General features: G+C 41.0%; 15 protein-coding genes. 13 read left to right on the top strand and 2 right to left on the bottom strand.

Features of this window, described 5'->3' with window-relative positions; all coding sequences use genetic code 11:
• The first annotated feature begins 278 nt into the window (after positions 1–278).
• From MF4640_RS08895 to MF4640_RS08915, 5 genes are all read left to right on the top strand, one after another.
• Complete coding sequence (locus MF4640_RS08895) at positions 279–1,049, top strand: HesA/MoeB/ThiF family protein (protein WP_078389334.1); 771 nt, start codon at positions 279–281, stop codon at positions 1,047–1,049.
• A 57-nt stretch (positions 1,050–1,106) separates the two neighbouring features.
• A complete protein-coding gene (locus MF4640_RS08900) occupies positions 1,107–2,405 on the top strand; it encodes an ABC1 kinase family protein (RefSeq protein WP_078389335.1) in 1,299 nt (432 codons plus the stop codon).
• Between the two features lie 145 nt (positions 2,406–2,550).
• Entirely contained in the window at positions 2,551–2,931 is a 381-nt protein-coding gene (folB, locus tag MF4640_RS08905; RefSeq protein ID WP_010327015.1) for a dihydroneopterin aldolase, read from the top strand.
• On the top strand, positions 2,888–3,331 hold the full coding sequence (locus MF4640_RS08910) for a 2-amino-4-hydroxy-6-hydroxymethyldihydropteridine diphosphokinase (protein WP_078389336.1): 444 nt from the start codon (positions 2,888–2,890) through the stop codon (positions 3,329–3,331). The genes folB and MF4640_RS08910 overlap by 44 nt, the downstream gene beginning before the upstream one ends.
• Before the next feature lie 163 nt (positions 3,332–3,494).
• Positions 3,495–3,932 (top strand): hypothetical protein, encoded by a 438-nt coding sequence (locus MF4640_RS08915; RefSeq protein ID WP_078389337.1) that lies wholly within the window; start codon positions 3,495–3,497, stop codon positions 3,930–3,932.
• A 68-nt stretch (positions 3,933–4,000) separates the two neighbouring features.
• On the opposite strand, the gene coq7 is transcribed toward MF4640_RS08915, so the two are convergent.
• Together coq7 and MF4640_RS08925 are read right to left on the bottom strand one after the other, a co-directional pair.
• Positions 4,001–4,636, bottom strand: coding sequence for a 2-polyprenyl-3-methyl-6-methoxy-1,4-benzoquinone monooxygenase (gene coq7, locus MF4640_RS08920; protein ID WP_004696505.1), 636 nt, complete (start codon positions 4,634–4,636; stop codon positions 4,001–4,003).
• 4 nt (positions 4,637–4,640) lie between these two features.
• Positions 4,641–5,960: an MFS transporter gene (locus MF4640_RS08925; protein ID WP_078389338.1), complete on the bottom strand. Its 1,320-nt coding sequence runs from the start codon at positions 5,958–5,960 to the stop codon at positions 4,641–4,643.
• 176 nt (positions 5,961–6,136) lie between these two features.
• Here MF4640_RS08925 and MF4640_RS08930 point away from each other — a divergent pair, with 176 nt between their 5' ends.
• From MF4640_RS08930 to MF4640_RS08970, 8 genes are all read left to right on the top strand, one after another.
• On the top strand, positions 6,137–8,890 hold the full coding sequence (locus MF4640_RS08930) for an autotransporter assembly complex protein TamA (RefSeq protein WP_078389339.1): 2,754 nt from the start codon (positions 6,137–6,139) through the stop codon (positions 8,888–8,890).
• Between the two features lie 25 nt (positions 8,891–8,915).
• Entirely contained in the window at positions 8,916–13,433 is a 4,518-nt protein-coding gene (locus MF4640_RS08935) for a translocation/assembly module TamB domain-containing protein (RefSeq protein ID WP_078389340.1), read from the top strand.
• A gap of 207 nt (positions 13,434–13,640) precedes the next feature.
• Positions 13,641–13,844, top strand: coding sequence for a hypothetical protein (locus MF4640_RS08940; protein ID WP_004696512.1), 204 nt, complete (start codon positions 13,641–13,643; stop codon positions 13,842–13,844).
• 145 nt (positions 13,845–13,989) lie between these two features.
• On the top strand, positions 13,990–14,424 hold the full coding sequence (locus MF4640_RS08945) for an I78 family peptidase inhibitor (RefSeq protein ID WP_078389341.1): 435 nt from the start codon (positions 13,990–13,992) through the stop codon (positions 14,422–14,424).
• A gap of 108 nt (positions 14,425–14,532) precedes the next feature.
• The gene (locus MF4640_RS08950; protein WP_078389342.1) at positions 14,533–14,892 is read left to right on the top strand and encodes a hypothetical protein; all 360 of its coding nucleotides are present in this window, start codon (positions 14,533–14,535) and stop codon (positions 14,890–14,892) included.
• 121 nt (positions 14,893–15,013) lie between these two features.
• Positions 15,014–15,283 (top strand): hypothetical protein, encoded by a 270-nt coding sequence (locus MF4640_RS08955; RefSeq protein WP_004696516.1) that lies wholly within the window; start codon positions 15,014–15,016, stop codon positions 15,281–15,283.
• A 294-nt stretch (positions 15,284–15,577) separates the two neighbouring features.
• Positions 15,578–18,217: a bifunctional aconitate hydratase 2/2-methylisocitrate dehydratase gene (locus MF4640_RS08960; protein WP_078389343.1), complete on the top strand. Its 2,640-nt coding sequence runs from the start codon at positions 15,578–15,580 to the stop codon at positions 18,215–18,217.
• A gap of 474 nt (positions 18,218–18,691) precedes the next feature.
• Positions 18,692–18,968: transposase (locus tag MF4640_RS08970; RefSeq protein ID WP_171263874.1), on the top strand; the 277-nt coding region annotated here is incomplete at its 3' end.

Raw genomic sequence — 18,968 nt, forward strand, 5'->3', positions numbered from 1 at the left:
TTAGAATTAAAGCCAGTCAGTTCTAAATAGGCTGGCTTTTTCTTTTAACCATTTATAGCGGGATGTAACTTGTGGAACACCGCTAGAAATATAGTTAGATGTATAAATAGCCTAAGAAAATTTAACTAGGCAACTAGTATGATTCAATCTCCATTACTTAAAAATGAAAAAAGTTGAGCCATCTAAAGCTCATAGCATTTATTGAATTTGTGCATAGCTAACTTTGGTTTCATGGTTATAATTCACCATCAACATTTTCTTTAGCGAAAGGCTGAATCATGGACGAGTTAGATGAAAGTCTAGAACTCAGTGATGCTGAAATACATCTCTATAGCCGCCAAATTTTATTGGACGGATGGGATATAGAGGCACAAGAAAAATTAAAGTTGGCCAATGTACTTATCGTAGGCTGTGGTGGTATTGGTTGTATGACAGCGGAGTTACTGGCACGTGCTGGCGTAGGGCAAATCACCCTGATTGATGCTGATACCATCGAAGTAAGCAATCTTCAAAGACAGATTGCCTATGTAGAAAACAATGTCGGTTTTTATAAAGCAGAGGTTTTGGCCCAGCGTTTAAAGCAGATCAATCCCTACATCCAAGTTCATGCGTATGCTGTAAAACTTGATACAGCCAATGCAGCTCGTTTAATTGCAGGTCAAGACTTAGTCCTTGATGGTTGTGATAATTTTACGACACGGTATTTGGTCAATCAGCAGTGTAAAGCGGCCAATGTTCCACTCATCAGTGCATCGGCCATTGGCTTTCAAGGGCAGTTGTTTATGGTGGAAGGAGAGTCCGCTTGCTATGAATGTCTGTTCCCGAAAGAAGAACATGCGAATGAAAGTCTGCGCTGTGCAGATTCGGGCGTTTTAGCTACCACGCCAAACGTGATTGCTAGTCTTCAAGCGCATCATGCACTTTTATACTTGGGTTTAAATGTGACCGCACTCAAACAACGCTTGTTGCTTTGGGACGGTTTAAGTATGAAACAACGTTTGCTTGCTTTCGAAAAAGATACAGATTGTCCAGTTTGTCAGGCAAGATAAGCCTGCAATTTTTTCATTCTTTGATACACTCAATACAATTTATTTTTGACCGATATTATGAAGAACAATATCTTTTTAGATGGACTGCGTTCTGTTGCCCGTGTTGGGGAAACAGCAGTCATTGCAGCACGTGCGGGTATTAAGTACGCAACTGAAAAACCAAGTAATGCCAAATTGATGCGTGAAACCTTTGAGTCTCTGGGCTCAACCTATATCAAGTTGGGTCAGTTTATTGCGAGTACACCTTCACTTTTTCCACGTGAATATGTTGAAGAGTTTCAAGGCTGTTTAGACCAAACTCCATCTTTACCGTTTAGTTATGTACAAGGGGTTTTGGCGTCTGAGTTTGCAGGGCGAAACCTGTCTGAGATTTTTGCATCGATTGATGAAACACCGTTAGCTTCAGCATCTATTGCCCAAGTCCATGCCGCAAAGCTGGTGACGGGCGAAGATGTGGTGATTAAAGTACAAAAGCCAGGTGTAGAAACAATTCTCTATACCGACTTAAATGTTCTGCACTGGGCTACCAAGGTTTTAGAAAAAGCAGTGCCTAAAGTCAAATTTGCATCTCTTGCAGACATTGTGGAAGAAATTAAAACCCGCATGGTTCGTGAAGTCGATTTTATTGAAGAAGCCAGTAATCTGGATGACTTTGTGAACTATCTCAATATCACGCAAAACCATAAGGCGATGGCACCTAAGGTCTATCACCAATATTCGACTCGCCGTGTACTCACCATGCAGCGTCTTTACGGTGTGCCATTAACCGATTTCAATGTGGTGAAACAGCGCTGTAAAGATCCATCCCAAGTCCTGATTACCGCCATGAATACATGGTTTGGTAGTTTGATGATGTGTAATAGCTTCCATGCTGACTTACATGCTGGAAACCTAATGTTGCTTGATGATGGTCGTGTGGGTTTTATTGATTTCGGCATTGTGGGGCAGTTGAAACCTGAAGTGTGGACAGCTTGTATCGCCTTTATGGACGCCTTACAAAAAACGGATTATGTACTCATGGCGGAAAACATGCTGAAAATGGGCATGACCGCGGTACAGATTGATACACAAGTTTTGGCTGCCGATCTTGAGCGTTTATTTAGTGGTGTGTTATTGGCAGATCCGCAAGAATTGCTGAGTTCAAACCCAGCAGATTTGAATGACATCATGATGGATATGGTCGCAGTGGGCGAGCGTCACGGTATTCGCTTCCCGCGTGATTTTGCATTGTTATTTAAACAGATGCTGTATTTCGATCGTTTCATGCGCATCCTTGCACCGTATACCGACATCTATGCTGACCAGCGTTTGCAAATGGTGCAAACTATGGATCCAAATGTGTTGTTAAAAAACTAAGTTCTTTTGAAGCACACTCACCCAAAAATCCCTTTCAGTCCCTCTTTTAAAAGAGGGACTGAAAAATGCTTTCCTGTTTAGGGGATGAAAAACATAGTTTCCTAAGACAGGGATTAAAATGTCAAAATCTGTTAAAGGTAATAATGTGGACGCAATTATCATTGAAGGCTTAAAGGTTGAAACAGTGGTTGGCTGCTTTAACTGGGAACGTCAGATTATTCAGCCTTTAATGTTGGATATGATTATTCAAACAGATTTGGAACAAGCTTCAAACTCAGATGACTTAGACCATACTTTAAATTATGCTGAAATTTGTGAAATTGCAGCAAAGGTCATTCAAGATGCTAAGCCTGAGCTAATTGAACATGCGGCAAAATTGGTCATCAACGCACTTTTTTCTACCTTTCATGCGATTGAATCGATTAATATTACCATCCGTAAGCCTGCCATTATCGCGCAAGCAAATTCTGTAGGAATTCGTCTTGAACGCCACCGAAACGATTTTCGCCCTAGCTCTGGCGAGTAATAATAATCCCAAGCAACATTTTTTATATGCCTCTGAGCAACTTGCTAAAATTGGGCAACTGCAATTTTCGAATATTTATTTAATTCCATGCCGTGATGGGGTTGGGGCAGATTATTGGAATGCAGCGTGTTTGCTTAAATCATCTTTGTCTGTTGGCGATATTTCGGTATTGCTGAAAAATATGGAAGCAGCATCTGGGCGTGTCCGTCCATCACATCAGATTTCACTGGATGTCGATTTGATTGCATGGGGTGAAAACTTAGAACATATGCAGTTCAATCCCAAAAAATTGCCTTTGGCTCTAGATGTTAAAATTCCAATGTTCGATGTGTGGAAGGATAATGCATTTCAACATCAAGCGCATGTATTTCCAACGGTGAGCTGCTTGGAAGCCAAATAACATATCGAAGTGTGATTGGCAGTTGAACTGGCTTAACATGCTTATAAAATATAATTCGCAGCGAGCTATTTTCATGAAAATACAAATTTTGAGTGCTCTTTCTTTAGCAGTGTTTCTATCGGGTTGTCATTCAACTCCATCCAAAATGACAGCGACACCTGCTATGGATATAACGAGTGTATCTCAAACGACTGAAAAACAAGGGCTAAAACTAGCTGTACAGGCCTATACCCAAGATCAATCGGATTATCAAACTCGCCTATATGATTTAAACCAAGACGGTATCGATGATGCCGTGGTGCTATTAAGTGGGATGGAGTGGTGTGGTTCAGGTGGCTGTACGTTGCTGGTCTTTAAAGGTCTTGCAGATGGGAGTTTCCAACCGCATAGCAAAATGACTGTTTCATCTACACCGATTTATGCCTTAAGTACCCAAACCCAAGGTTGGCGTGATTTGTCGGTTTATACCCGAGGTTTAGGACAGGTCATACTGAAGTACAATGGGAAAAGCTATCCATCCAACCCATCACTGGCGTCAAAATATACGGCGAATTTAAAGCAAGTAGGTAATACTTTATTACTGCCGATATCAGCGGAATAAGCAAATTAGAGTCAATAACAAAGCAGTGGCATAACCACTGCTTTGTTATAAGAGTAAGGCATATTTGCTTAAATAAAATAACTGGTCTTGGTCATGAGTTTTGAAATAGCCGTCATGGTAATTTTGACAGGAATCGGTAAATCGACACCGCCAGCATTCAGGGCTGTATCACGGTGATGCAATTCATCTTCATTCATTTGCACAAGGATATTACGAGAACGGTCATCTTGAGCAGGGAGTTGGCTGATGTGATGCTGTAAGTGCAGGCTCACTTGGCGTTCAGTTTCTGCAACAAAACCTAAGCTATATTTATCACCTGCAATGCCTGCGATTGCACCCATACCAAAGGATAAACCGTACCAAATTGGATTAAGCAGACTGGTATGGCTGTCTAGCTCTTTTAAGCGATCTTCACACCATGCAAGATGGTCTTGTTCTTCAATCGCGGCTTGTTCCATTTCGCGGCGTACATTTGGCAATTTTGCGGTTAATGCTTGCCCATGATAAAGCGCTTGCGCACAGACTTCACCACTATGGTTGACCCGCATTAAACCTGCAACATGACGCGCTTCACTCACTGCGAGTTGAGTTTCGACCGCCTTGCCTGGGTTTTCACGTTGAGCAGACGTTGTGCCTGGAACTAAGCTACGCAGGGCTTGATCAAAAGAATTGATAAATTTATCGATGCCAGTGTAATGACGCATAACTTTAGTCCTCTAACTCAGGTTGTACAGTTTTTAGCATGGGTTTGAGTCGATATAACAACCACAGCGTAAAGCCCGCACTTAATACAGCAGTAATGCTGAAAAGTATTTTAATATCAATCTTCAAAACACTTAAAATGATAATCGAAAATATAGCAGAAGACACCATAAACACCGCATTTAATATGTTGTTTGCGGCAACAACGCGTGCACGGTGTGAACGCGGTGAATAGGCTTGCATCATGGCGTATAGCGGCACAATATAAAAACCGCCACTGATGCCGAGCAAGGTCACCGCAAGCATGACATGGTAGTAAATTGCACCGTGGTTAAACATATCTGCAACATTCATCATTGCGCCTGTACGCTCAGGTACAAAAGCCAGACTCAAAGCTAAGTAAAAGGCAAATAGAGTGAGCCCAATTGCACCGATTGGCACCATTTTAATATTCACTTCAGAGCCACCAATTCTACGACACAGCAGTGAGCCGACTCCAATCCCGACAGAAAAGAACGTGAGTAAAAGACTGACGACATTTTCTGATGCATGTAGGTTTTGTTGAGTCAACTGTGGAATTTGGGTGAGATAGGTTGCGCCGTAAAACCAATACCACGAATTCCCCAGTAAAATCATAAAGATGAGGGGGAGGCTTTTGGCATATTTGAGTGTTTGAAAACTGGTTCTAAAGAAATTCCAATCAATTTTTAACTCGGGTGAGCTGACTTGTTGTTTTAAGATAAATCGACTGGATAGATAACCCAAAACAGCAATGATGACGACAGTCAGGCTGATCCAAATAAGATTGCCTTGAGAAACCGAAATAACTGCGCCACCCAAAATCATCCCGATTAAAATAGCAATGGAGGTGCCCGACTGAAATAGCGCATTGCCTGACATGAGTTCATTCGGTTTTAGAATCTCAGGTAAAATGGCGTATTTAATGGGGCCAAAGAAGGTGGAATGTGTGCCCATCATAAATAGAGCCAAGAGCAGTAGCCATAAATTGCCCAATAAGAAACCCGCGGAACCGATGAGCATAATCACAATTTCTAGAACTTTGATGCCACGAATGAGTTGTGAGCGCTCAAACTTATCGGCAATTTGTCCTGCGGTTGCAGAAAAAATGAAGTAAGGCAAAATAAATAACAGCGCGGCCAAATTATTTAAGGTACTGACATCTGTAGCTTGTTGATTAATCCATCCATAAGTAATGACTAAAAGCAAAGCTTGTTTATAGACATTGTCGTTTAAAGCACCAAAAAATTGGGTAATAAACATGGGAAGAAAACGACGGGTACTTAATAGATGTTCATTGTTTTTCATGCTTTTTGCACTGCATTAAGTTTTATTAAGAAATGTGACTAATTGCTCAAACGTCCAATAAAATCATGTAAGATATTTAAAACCTGAAATTGGGTAAAATAATCAATAGATTTCAGTTCTTTTGTGACAATTCATTAGAGCAAATCCATAACGATTAAATAAATTTAGAGTTTTCTATGCTTGCCAAAACACAATTTAAAAAGTCGACTCTTTCATTGAGTATGAATTCTTTCATACCGTGGCATCATAACAATAAATATTTGTGTCTGAGTATCTTTTTAACGCTTTTGTCACAAGCGGCTTTGGCTGAAACCCCCGTTGTGATTGAACCAAGTAACGTACAAGTCGAGCCACAAAATTCTACACAATTCACTGAAGACATTAAAAAAGAAGCGATTCGTCAAGGTATGGGTAGCGCGGACAAATTAAAAAAAGTTGAAAATGCTGTAATTCGGCCCACGGTTCCAGACAGTATGCAAATGTTGCAACAGCAACAGACAGCTTTAAAAAATTTACCTGAATTTGCACCGATTAAGTTTGATGATCTTGAAGATTTGCCAACTGTACAAGTTGATCAAGGCATGGCCAATGATATTTATCAGGTGGCTGAGCAAGCGAAAGCAGAAGCCCAAGCTTACCGAAGTGGTCAAACGACAGAGTTGGTGGTGAGTGATGCAACTCAGCAGGAAATGGCGGAAATTAATCAAGCTCCGGTCAATGTTGATCAACTGATGCAAAGCATTCAAGCAGACAGTAAAATTTCAGTAGAAGCCAACACGGAAGGCAATACTTTAGATTTTGGCATGAGTGCTGAAGAGCAAATTGCCAAAGAACCTAATTTCTTTAAGCGCATGCTTTATAAAATTCGACCACCAAGAGAACTGGATACTGCAAAAGTTCCGAGGATCAGTGCGGATGTCGAAATCATCAATGCGAAATATGAAGGTGAAATATCCAATAAAGCATATCAGGCCGCTTTGGTTAATTTAAAAGAAAATATTAAAGGCAAAGTTTCTAGCTTTACCGAAGAGTCTTTTGAAGACTTTCCTTCTGCACTGCCACAGTTGCGTTCACTTTCAAACCAAGCCGCACAAGCTGTCGGTTTTTATAATGCTGAGTTTAAGTTTGAAAAAACCAGCAGTAACCGTGTGCGCATTCAGGTGGTACCGAATACCCCTGTGCGGATTGAAGAACAAAACATCGAGTTTAGTGGTGCAGGTCAGTACTTACCGCAGTTCCAAGTGATTAAAGTCTTACCAGAGCAAGACGTCGGTGATGTATTGCACCACGGCTTATACGAGTCGACCAAAGCACGAATTAATGAAGCGGCCAGCAATAACGGTTTCTTTGATAGTTACTGGCGTTTACATGATGTGAAAGTTGAGCAGCCGCAAAATACGGCAGACATTAACTTACGTTATGAAACAGGTCAACGTTATAAACTCGGCGGTGTTGAGTTTGTGATGAGTGATCCAAGCAAACCACTGCCTATTGATTTAGATGTTTTACAAAGTTTAGTGACTTGGGAGCCTGGCGCGGACTATACCTTTTGGCGTGTTAATGGTTTGGCTAATAATTTGACCAACTCACGTTACTTCAACTACAGTTTGGTAGATGCTGTTCGACCTGATCCGGTTGAAGGAATCCGTGAGTTACCGCCTGATTTACAGCAGTTGGTCGATGAACAACAACTTTCTCGTCAGGATGTTCTGGTTCAAGAGAAACAGGAAGTCGCTTCGAATCGTGAAGTGACGCAGTCTGTGGTGAGTGAAGCACAGTTCGCAGGTGTTAATGATCCTGAGCAGAATAAAGCACAAGCAGCGCTTCGCACCGCACAAGAAACCAAACAGAGTGAAGAAGAGCGTTTAAAACTTGAAGCTCGGGAAACAAAAGTAATTCCTGTTAAAGTTACTTTAAATGCAGACCAGTTAAATAGTGTAGAAGTCGGTGCAGGTTACGGTAGTGACTCAGGTGCACGCTTACGTACACAGTATCGCCGTGCGATTGTGAACCAGCGTGGACACTCTTTTGATGCCAACTTAGAACTTTCAGAAATTCGACAGGCTATTGATGGTCGCTATAATATCCCATATAAGCATCCACTAAATGATTATATCAGTCTCGTGGGTGGTTATGAGCGTGAAGAACGAGATGACATCGGACAAGGCGTAAACTTACTCACTGAGTCTGCTGTTGCTGGGGCTGACCGTGTTATTAAAAACCCTATGGGAAATTGGCAACATACTTATGGTGTACGTTACCGTTTAGATCGATTGACGCAAAAGGGTTCAGCGAAAGTAGATGATTTGCCTGATGCATTTATTGCAAATAATGATCCTGAGCAAGAGTCGCTTTTATTGGGTTATGAAATTTCTAGAATCGATAGCGATAAACGTGTAAACCCAAGTAAGGGAATTAAACAAACTTATAAAATTGAACTGGGAAGCGAAAGCTTGCTTTCAGATGCAGATATGGCCATCGTAAATGCGGGTTGGCGTTTTATCTATTCATTGGGTGAAAATGATAATCACCAGTTTGTTGGGCGTGGTGATCTCGGTTATATCTTTACCTCAGACTTTAATAAAGTCCCTTATAACTTACGTTATTTCACGGGTGGAGACCAAGGCATTCGTGGTTTTGACTACAAGAGTTTGTCACCTGTGGTCGATGGTTTTAAAGTGGGTGGTCAAGCCTTAGCTGTCGGCTCCATGGAATACAATTACCAATTTAAAGAAGGCTGGCGTGCGGCAGTATTCAGCGACTTTGGTAATGCTTATGATACAGATTTTAGCAATGACACCGAATACAGTGTCGGTCTTGGTGTGCGCTGGGCATCACCGATAGGACCGATCCGGATCGATGTAGCTTCAGGTATTTCTGATGATAGTCATCCGATACGTGTGCATTTCTTTATTGGCTCATTATTATAATATTTAACACTTTTTTGGGAAGACTATGGCTGAAGTAGAACAGCAGCAAGAACCAACACCACCTGCGCCGCTTATCAAACAGCGACGTATTTTTAGAAGTGTCATTTTGACACTGTTGTTGACGCTCATTTTGTTGGTGATATCGCTTGCAGTCATGTTTTCTACCGACAAAGGCAGTAAGTTTTTACTCGACCAAGTTTTACAACGTCAGCAGATTATCCAATATGAGTATGAAGGCGGTAACTTGTGGAAAGGTATTATCCTTAAAAATGTGGTGGTTACCTTAAAGCCTGTCGATGTCAAAATTGACCGTGCTGACGTGATTTTGGGTTGGCGTGCCATCTTAGATAAGGAGATTCATCTACGTGAAGCTGATGTACGCAATTTGCGCATCATTACTAAAGGTGAACCGAGTGATGAACCCTTTAAGTTCAGCGAAATTAAATTACCCTTTGTTTTACGTTTAGATACAGCAGATATTGATCATTTAAATATCCGGACTGCATCCGATGCCCAAGTAGATTTTTATGATGTGCATTTAAATAATGCCCTCTGGTCGGGGACGGAACTTGAGTTTGAAGACTCTCGCATGGACATGGGCTATTTAGCAGTTCGTAATGCAACTGGGAAAATGAAATTCTCAGGGAAATATCCACTTGAGGCGAGTGCTATTGCCAACCTACCGTCACTGCGTGATAGTTTAAATGTGCATGATATTGCTGTACACGCAACAGGGACATTGGATACTATTCAAGCGGGTTTTGCAACGCGGACACCTGACCTGTTGACGGGTTGGGCTATTTTGCACCCTGTACGTAAGCATGTACCGATGCAAGGTCAGCTTAAATTTAATCATTACAACTTACCACTCCTGACCGATTACAAACTCTATGCTGAAAAAGGCATTGCTAAATTTTCAGGTGATATCGAACGTTTAAATATTGACTTAAATACAGATCTGAGTGGTAAAGATATTCCAAAAGGTCAATATACTGCTTTGATGCATACCGATTTGGTTCATCAACTTGACATTGATAACTTAAATGCTCAGTTGATGAAAGGTTCGGTCAATCTGGGTGGTGTGGTAAGTTGGAAGGATCATGTCACTTGGGACATACAAGGTCGTTTAGATAAAATCAATCCTAAAGATGATGTACTGCCACAAGTAGTTTCTGACTTTCTACCACCAAGTTTGGATGCAAAAATTGCATCCAAAGGTACGCTTGAAAAGGGTTTACACTTAACTGCAGATCTAGACTTTGATCGTTATGAAGCATGGCATCTCGCACTAGACCAAAACCCAGAGAAAAATAACAAAGTCCAGCCAATGTTGATGGATGTCTCTTGGAAAAATATTGATCGTGCCGTGCCTTATATCGGCTGGTTAAGTAGTGCTTCAGGGGATGTAAAACTGGCGTTGGTTGAAGGTCAGCAAGATATTCATGTTGCAACTGTTGTGAGTAAACACGAAAAAGCGACGTTACCTGCAGGTAATTACCTTGCACAGTTAAATTTTAAAAATAATAATTTAAATGTGCCGAGTTTTAGTTATGTGGCAGGTAAGGGAAGCTTAAGTGGTAATGCGGTGGTTGAGCTACCAGATGAGAAACGTCAACTGAAGTGGAAAGCCACTTTAAACGCGAAAGATTTTAACCCACAAATGGTGGCAGAGGCTTCACCGGTTAATTTATTGAATGGAAAGCTACAAGCAAATGGCTATGCCAAACCGAATCAGCAGATCATTCAGCTACAGGGGATTGATCTGACTGGAAAATTGGTGGGTAATAATGAAACGGTTCACTTAACTGGTCAGTCAACCGCAGCACTCCTGTTTAATGATGAAAAAGCTGGTGGTGCTTTCAAAGGCTATGCAGTGAACTACGATGGCGCTTTAAAAGCCAGCCAGTTTGAAGCCAGTCAAGGTACGTTGAACCTAAAACTTTCAGGAACGCCTGAATTTATTAAAGTGACTGAGCTGAAACATAATGGTGTGGCAGGCCAAATTAATGCCAGCGGTTTGGTGCATTTTATTCACGGCATCACTTGGGATGTGAATGCAGCATTCATTCGTTTTAAACCTCAATATTTTGCGTCTAGTGTTAAAGGCGAATTGTCTGGTGTAGTGAAAACCAAAGGTACATGGTCGGATGCTTTAAAACGCATTAACATTGAAAGCTTAAACCTCGCAGGTACGCTGAACAATAAGCCAGTCCGTGGCACAGGTAATTTAGCTTTGGTGCTCAACTCCAGCGAAAAGGGCTTTTTACCGCAACAGTTTGAAGCGAATAACCTACTGTTGGCGTATGCCAAAAACCAAGTACAAGCGACGGGTAATGCACAAAATCTAAGACTGAATATTAATGCACCTACTCTGTATGAAATTTATGCGGGCTTACGTGGCCGTGCCTACGGCTATTTAAATATCCAATCTCAACCACGTTTAAGAGCTACGGCAAACTTAGCAGTGGATAATTTTGGCTTTAAAGATCTGATTGATATGCGTAAATTACGCATTGTCGGGCAATTGCCGACATCGGAAACAACACCGTCATTATTAACTGCAAAAATGGAAAGCTTAAGAAGTGGTAATCGTGAAATTCAACAAGGTGAAATTTCACTGGCAGGTATTCGTAAAGCCCATTTATTAAAAGTTTCTGCGCAAAACGAAAAGTCGAAATTTTATGTGCAATTGGCAGGTGGTTTTAATGCGCAAAATGATTGGTTAGGCCAAATCCAAAAAGGTGATTTTGACTCTTTGCGTGCACGTTTGGTACAGCGCCAAAGTGCAGCCGTGGTCTATAACAGTGCCAAAGCAGATTTGTTGATTGGTGCGCATTGTTGGATGAGTCAACAAAGTCAGTTGTGTTTTGACCAGCCGATTCGTGTCAGTAAAACACGTGGCAATATTTCATTCGTGACTCAAAACCTCGACCTAAACGACTTTGCTGCCTTTATGCCTGAAGGATTAGCGATTACAGGTAAGTTAAATGGACATGCTAAAGCGGTTTGGGCACAAGGATCTAAACCAAAAATTGATGCGCGCTTAGTCACCCGTGATGGTGTGATTGGCTTGGCGGCGGATGACCCACAAGATATGGGTTCAACCTTAAAATATGAACAAGTGGCTTTGGTTGCCAAAAGCATCGCGGAAGGTTTACAAATCCGTTTGGATGTCAAAACACCTGAAATTGGTGTGGGCTATGCCAATGTGGTTATTGATCCGTATCGGGACAATATGCCTATGCGCGGTGAAATTGCATTTGATCAGCTACAACTCAAAGTCTTTAAACCTTTCATTGCTGATGTACGTTCGATGGGCGGAACAATTTCGTATGCAGGTAAAATTAATGGAACGCTAAAAGCACCACTACTTACAGGCGATGTCCGTCTGAAAGATGGTTCAATTAGTATGATCTCACTTCCAGTCAATTTGACCAATATTCAGCTGTATTCCGCTATACGCCAAGACCAAGCCACCATCAATAGTGCTTTTAACAGTGGTCGTGGTGTGGGTACACTTACAGGGACGGTAGATTGGAAAAATGATCCACGTATTCAGCTTCAGTTGAATGGAGAAAATCTACTGATTCGCCAAGCGCCATTAATTACCGCGCTAGTGACGCCGAAAATCACACTGGATGTTTTACCGTTGAGTAAGAAATTAACCTTAAACGGTGAAATTCAAGTTCCTCGTGCGCTTATTTCGATGCCTGAAGCATCTGTACCTGTGGTGAACGTATCGTCTGATGTACGCGTGGTCAGAGAAGGTCAAAACCAATTGGCGATTTTAAATAGCGCAAAACCTTGGGACATTCGTGCTGATCTGATGGTTGGACTAGGTAATCAAGTTGTCTTCCAAGGGTTTAATAGTCGTATTCCATTGTTAGGTCGTTTATATCTATCGCAGCGCGGTGCTGAAACCGCAATGCGTGCCAATGGTGCAATTGGGGTAAGTCAGAAAGTTAAAATTGAAGCCTATGGGCAGAGTTTGGACTTAAACCGTGCCATTGCGCGTTTTAACGGTGTGTTGAGCAATCCAACACTGGATGTCGATGCAAATAAAAATGTACAAGGCAGCACGGTGGGTTTCCGTGTGACGGGTACGGCAACATCACCCAATATTCAAGTCTATAACGATGCAGGGCTTTCCGAGCAAGAAGCTTTGAATGCATTAATTACAGGCCGCATTAATGAAGGTACAACTGGTTTAAGTCAAACGGAAGGCTTTAAGTCAGATGTCAATAACACCATTGCTGCCGCAGGGATTAGTTTAGGTTTAGGCGGGACACGCGCCTTTACTAACCAAATTGGACGTACTTTTGGTTTAAGCGGTTTAGCGCTGGATGCGCAAGGCACAGGGGATGACACACAAGTCAGCCTGACGGGTTATATTACACCTGACTTATATATCCGTTATGGCGTGGGTGTCTTTACACCAGTTAATAAACTGACTCTGCGTTATCAAATGAACAAACGTATGTACTTAGAGGCGAGTCAGTCATTAGAGCGTGCCATCGACGTCTTCTATAACTGGAAGTTCTAAAGCTGCTCTTCTGCCAAATAAAGCCTACATCATGTAGGCTTTATTTTTAGGTGTTAAAAAAGCTTAATTCGTCATTTGATAAAATTCTTTATTTGATAGATGAAGAAAACCTATGAATAACAGACACTAGATACTTAAAATCAATTAAACCATAATGAAAGTAGGTGTATAGTAAATGGACTTGCTAAATTTAGAGTGATGATCCCTATGCCGATCAATTTTGTAATACGCTTTGCAGTGATTTTATTTTCAGTTTTAATTTTAGTGGCGCTTGCTATCCAGTTTTTCTTTGATCCGCACTATACCGTGGTCTTTTGGATCTTTGCTATGCCGTTCATTTTAGGTACTCCAATTCTAGCATCTGTAGTTTTAGCAAAAAATGAAGAGCTTGATATTCACTCAGTCAATTAAAATTGACCTGAAAATCTAGCTTTTCAAAATAAAAAGTCCGTCAAGTGATGGGCTTTTTTATGCAATCTTAAATGTTGCAAAACTCGCACAGTTTTTTTTTAAACATATTTGCTATGTTGATCTTTTATTTAAAGAAATATTTTTTATGAAAAAAATCGTAATGCTTGGATTAATGGTTGCTGCTATTTCGGGTTGTAGTACTGCGCAAAAGAATGAAACTGAAAAGCCAACTTTAGGTATGGCTAATCCTGCCAGTACGTACTGTGTTGAACAGGGTGGTAAAGTAGAGATTCGAAAAGAGGCCAATGGTGAAGTAGGCTATTGCCATTTGCCGAATGGTCAGGTCATTAAAGAATGGGCACTTTTCCGTGCTAGTCAAAGCAAATGTGTTGCTGAGCAAGCGACAGCTTTGATTGGTCAGTCAAATTTAACTGAAGCACAGATTAAGCAAAAAACCAGTGCGAAGATGGTACGCTTAGTACAATCAGGGCAGCCTGTGACTATGGATTATCGCGAAGACCGTGTGACAGTAACAGTCGATCCGAAAACCAATAAAGTAGTTCAAGCAAGCTGCGGTTAATTTTTCTAAGTATAAAAGCCCAAATTTGGGCTTTTATACTATTTAAAGTGGGTAATGGTTCTTCATTTGAAAAAGTTTGATTATGATAGGGCGAATAGGAGAGTTGTAATGAAAAAGTTATTCGCTTTGGCTGCTGTGATTGCACTGGTGGGTTGTGTTGAAAAAAAACCGTTAACACCAGAAGAGCAATGGCATGGCTATTGTAAAAGTATTGGTAATGCAGCACGTTCAATTATGTTAGACCGTCAAAATGCCATTGAAAAAGATAAAGCGATTGAGCATGCCAATAAAGTTGAAGACGAAATGACTAAGGCATTTGCGTTAGAAATTATTGAAGATGTTTATGCTTTACATGAGGCTGAAATTAAGTCCGATATTGAAGGTGCACGTGAAAAAATTCGTGTGAAATATACTGAAAAATGTATTGCAACACCGCATACTGAAATGCCAGATTACAAACCGTTCTAAGGAACGGTTTTTTATTTTTTGCATGGAACTTTTTGTGACAAAACTCTAAATCATATATATAGCAAAGCATATAAAAATAAAGAATAATGAACCTAGAATAAAAAAATGAGAGGAGCAGAAAATGGAAGTTGTTGGCTATTTAAATCACGCAGATTTACTCTTGGAAGATGAAAATGGTGTGGCCGTAATTGGCGGTGGTCATTATGTCCTTAGCTTGGGTGACCATGTATACTTCAAACACGCACTTGACCATGAACCTACACGAATTTCAGTACAAATTTCTTTTGCAAGCTCTGCACATCAAAATTTACATGAGGACGAAATTCAGATGAAATTTGAAGGCTGTCGTGAAAGTTTCAAACAATATATTCAAGCGACAACGGTACACTAAGGTTGAATATTTATATTGCGTAAAAAGAGGCAACATAGGTTGCCTTTTTTATTTTTAAATGGCAGTTCAAAGTTAATGTGAAACAATTCCAAACGATCTGACTATATTGCTGTTTTTATGTTCAATCGATATGAGCATCATTTAGTTAGAAAATAATGGGCATCACGAAGAAACACTTGTAGCGCATTAACTTTTAACTGGAATTTTAGTAAAATTAAGCAGTCCATATTATTTACGTAGCTTTATTTAAAGCAGGAATACGTAAATAATTTTTTAAAAAAGAGGAATAACACCGTGCTAGAAGCTTACCGCCAACACGTTGCAGAACGTGCCGCACTCGGAGTCCCACCGAAGCCACTTGATGATGCTCAAACAGCTGCATTAGTTGAATTATTAAAAAACCCACCAGCTGGCGAAGAAGCATTTTTAGTTGATTTACTAGAAAACCGTGTTCCAGCGGGTGTTGACCAAGCTGCATATGTTAAAGCTGCATTCTTAGCTGCTTTGGCTAAAGGCGAGGCGACCTCTCCATTAGTTTCTAAAGAACGTGCGGTTTACTTACTAGGTACTATGCTTGGTGGTTATAACGTTGCTCCTTTAGTTGCTCTTCTTGACGATGCTGCACTTGCTGAATTAGCGGCTGAAGCGCTTAAGAAAACACTTCTAGTATTTGATGCGTTCCATGACGTTGCTGATAAAGCAAAAGCTGGTAACGCAAATGCTCAAGCAGTTATGCAGTCTTGGGCTGACGCTGAATGGTTCACTAGCCGTAAAGACGTTCCTGAAGAAATCAAACTGACTGTTTTCAAAGTAACTGGCGAAACCAACACTGACGACTTGTCACCTGCACAAGATGCTTGGAGCCGTCCAGACATTCCATTGCACGCAAATGCAATGTTGAAAAACGTACGTGACGGAATCAATCCAGAAGTTCCTGGTGAAGTGGGTCCACTTAACCAGATTAAAGAACTGATCGCGAAAGGCAACCAGGTTGCTTACGTGGGTGACGTTGTTGGTACAGGTTCATCTCGTAAATCTGCAACTAACTCTGTACTTTGGTTCTTCGGTGACGACATCCCGCACATCCCGAACAAAAAAGACGGTGGTTACTGCCTAGGTTCTAAAATCGCTCCGATTTTCTTCAACACCATGGAAGATGCGGGTGCATTACCGATCGAGATCGATGTTGCCAACATGAACATGGGCGACGAAATCGTTCTTAAGATCGATCACGCTGCTGCTAAAGTAACTGCGTTCAAAGACGGCGCACAAATCGCTGAAGCTGAACTTAAAACTCCAGTACTTCTAGACGAAGTTCGTGCTGGTGGTCGTATTAACCTGATCGTAGGTCGTGGTTTGACGACTAAAGCGCGTGAAGCTTTAGGTCTTCCAGTATCTACAATGTTCCGTACTCCGGTTCAGCCTGCTGCAACTGGTAAAGGTTTCACTCAAGCTCAGAAGATGGTTGGTCGCGCTTGTGGTCTTCCTGAAGGTCAAGGTGTACTTCCAGGTACTTACTGTGAACCTAAGATGACTACTGTGGGTTCGCAAGATACAACTGGTCCAATGACTCGTGACGAATTGAAAGACTTGGCTTGCCTAGGCTTCTCTGCTGACCTTGTTATGCAATCTTTCTGTCATACAGCTGCGTATCCAAAACCAGTTGACGTTCAAATGCAACACTCGCTTCCTGATTTCATCATGAACCGTGGTGGTGTGTCTTTACGCCCAGGTGACGGTATTATTCACTCTTGGTTAAACCGTATGCTTCTTCCGGATACTGTTGGTACTGGTGGTGACTCGCATACTCGTTTCCCAATCGGTATTTCATTCCCGGCGGGTTCTGGTCTTGTAGCGTTCGCTGCAGCAACTGGTGTTATGCCACTTGACATGCCTGAATCTGTACTTGTGAAGTTCAAGGGTAAAATGCAGCCTGGTATCACGCTACGTGACCTTGTACATGCAATTCCTTACTACGCAATTAAGGAAGGTGACTTAACTGTAGAGAAGAAAGGTAAGAAAAACATCTTCTCTGGTCGTATCCTTGAGATCGACTTAACAGAAATGGAAACTGACCTGACTGTTGAGCAAGCGTTCGAACTTTCTGATGCTTCTGCTGAACGTTCTGCTGCAGGTTGTTCTATCACACTTTCTGAAGAGAAAGTTGCTGAATACCTTCGTTCAAACATCACTATGTTGAAGTGGATGATTTCTGAAGGTTATGGCGATGCGCGTACTATGGCTCGTCGTGTTGAGAACATGGAAAAATGGTTGGCTAATCCAAGCCTGATCAAAGCGGATGCTGATGCTGAATACACGAAAGTGTATGAAATCGATCTTGCAGACATCAAAGAACCTATTCTTTGCTGCCCGAACGATCCAGATGATGCAAAACTTCTTTCTGATGTTCAAGGCGCGAAAATTGACGAAGTATTCGTTGGTTCTTGTATGACTAACATCGGTCACTTCCGTGCGACTGGTAAATTGTTAGAGAAAGTTCCTGGTGGTGCGTTGTCAACTCGTTTGTGGATTGCTCCACCTACGCGTATGGACGAACATCAGTTGATGGAAGAAGGTTTCTATAACATTTATGGTAAAGCTGGCGCGCGTACTGAAATGCCAGGTTGTTCATTGTGTATGGGTAACCAGGCACGTGTAGCTCCGAACACGACTTGTGTATCGACTTCTACGCGTAACTTCCCGAACCGTTTAGGTCAAGGTGCTAACGTTTACCTGGCTTCTGCTGAACTTGCTTCTGTTGCTGCTGTATTGGGTAAATTACCTTCTCCAGAAGAATACCAACAGTATGCAGCTCAAATTGACAGCATGTCAGCTGACATCTATCAATACTTAAGCTTCGACAAGATGAGCGAATATACTAACGCTGCTAAAGACGTTGATACTAAGAAAATTGCTGCTGCTCAATTGACTTAATTGTTGATTAAAAAGTAGTTTAGAATAAGGGCTGATTTATCAGTCCTTATTTTTTTATGAAAAATTATTACGAAGAAAAATTTGATTCATTATTTACAGAATTTGATCCAAAAAAAGCATTAGAAAAAATAGTCGAAGACTTACTATATAAATGTTCACAACCAAAATATTTTGATTATAAAAATAAATTTGATATGTTTTGGCAGTCAAATTTTATTAAGCTACTTACAGTTGATGAGGTTAGGAGTGAGAATTATATTTTGGCTCGGCTTTGTTGCACAAAGATTTCATAACTATATGATTTTAAAAGTTTTGATTATTTTTTGATCCAAAATTAAATTTATTTAAATCAGATGCTTACATATTTATGCAACAAAGCCAATTACAAAAGGAATGTATTAGAGTCTTTTAGTTTCGACTGGCTTTGTTGCACAAACCTAGCCTATAAGGTTTATTCAGTCCTATAATTTCAAAATGAATAAACCTACTCCTAAAACTTATCGTACAACCAACTGGTCTTCCTATAATCACGCTCTCATTAATCGGGGCAACATTTCCATTTGGTTTGATCCAAACACTCAGTGGTATGCACAACCACAAAACAAGCAAGGTCGAAATCAAACTTACTCCGATACGGCTATTCAATGCTGTTTAATGATCAAATCTTTATTTAGACTCTCTTTACGCATGGTCACAGGTTTTGTTCAAAGTCTGATTAAACTTTGTGGATTAAATTGGACCGCACCAGATT

The sequence above is a fragment of the Acinetobacter sp. MF4640 genome (assembly GCF_002018895.1).
Lineage (GTDB): Bacteria > Pseudomonadota > Gammaproteobacteria > Pseudomonadales > Moraxellaceae > Acinetobacter > Acinetobacter johnsonii.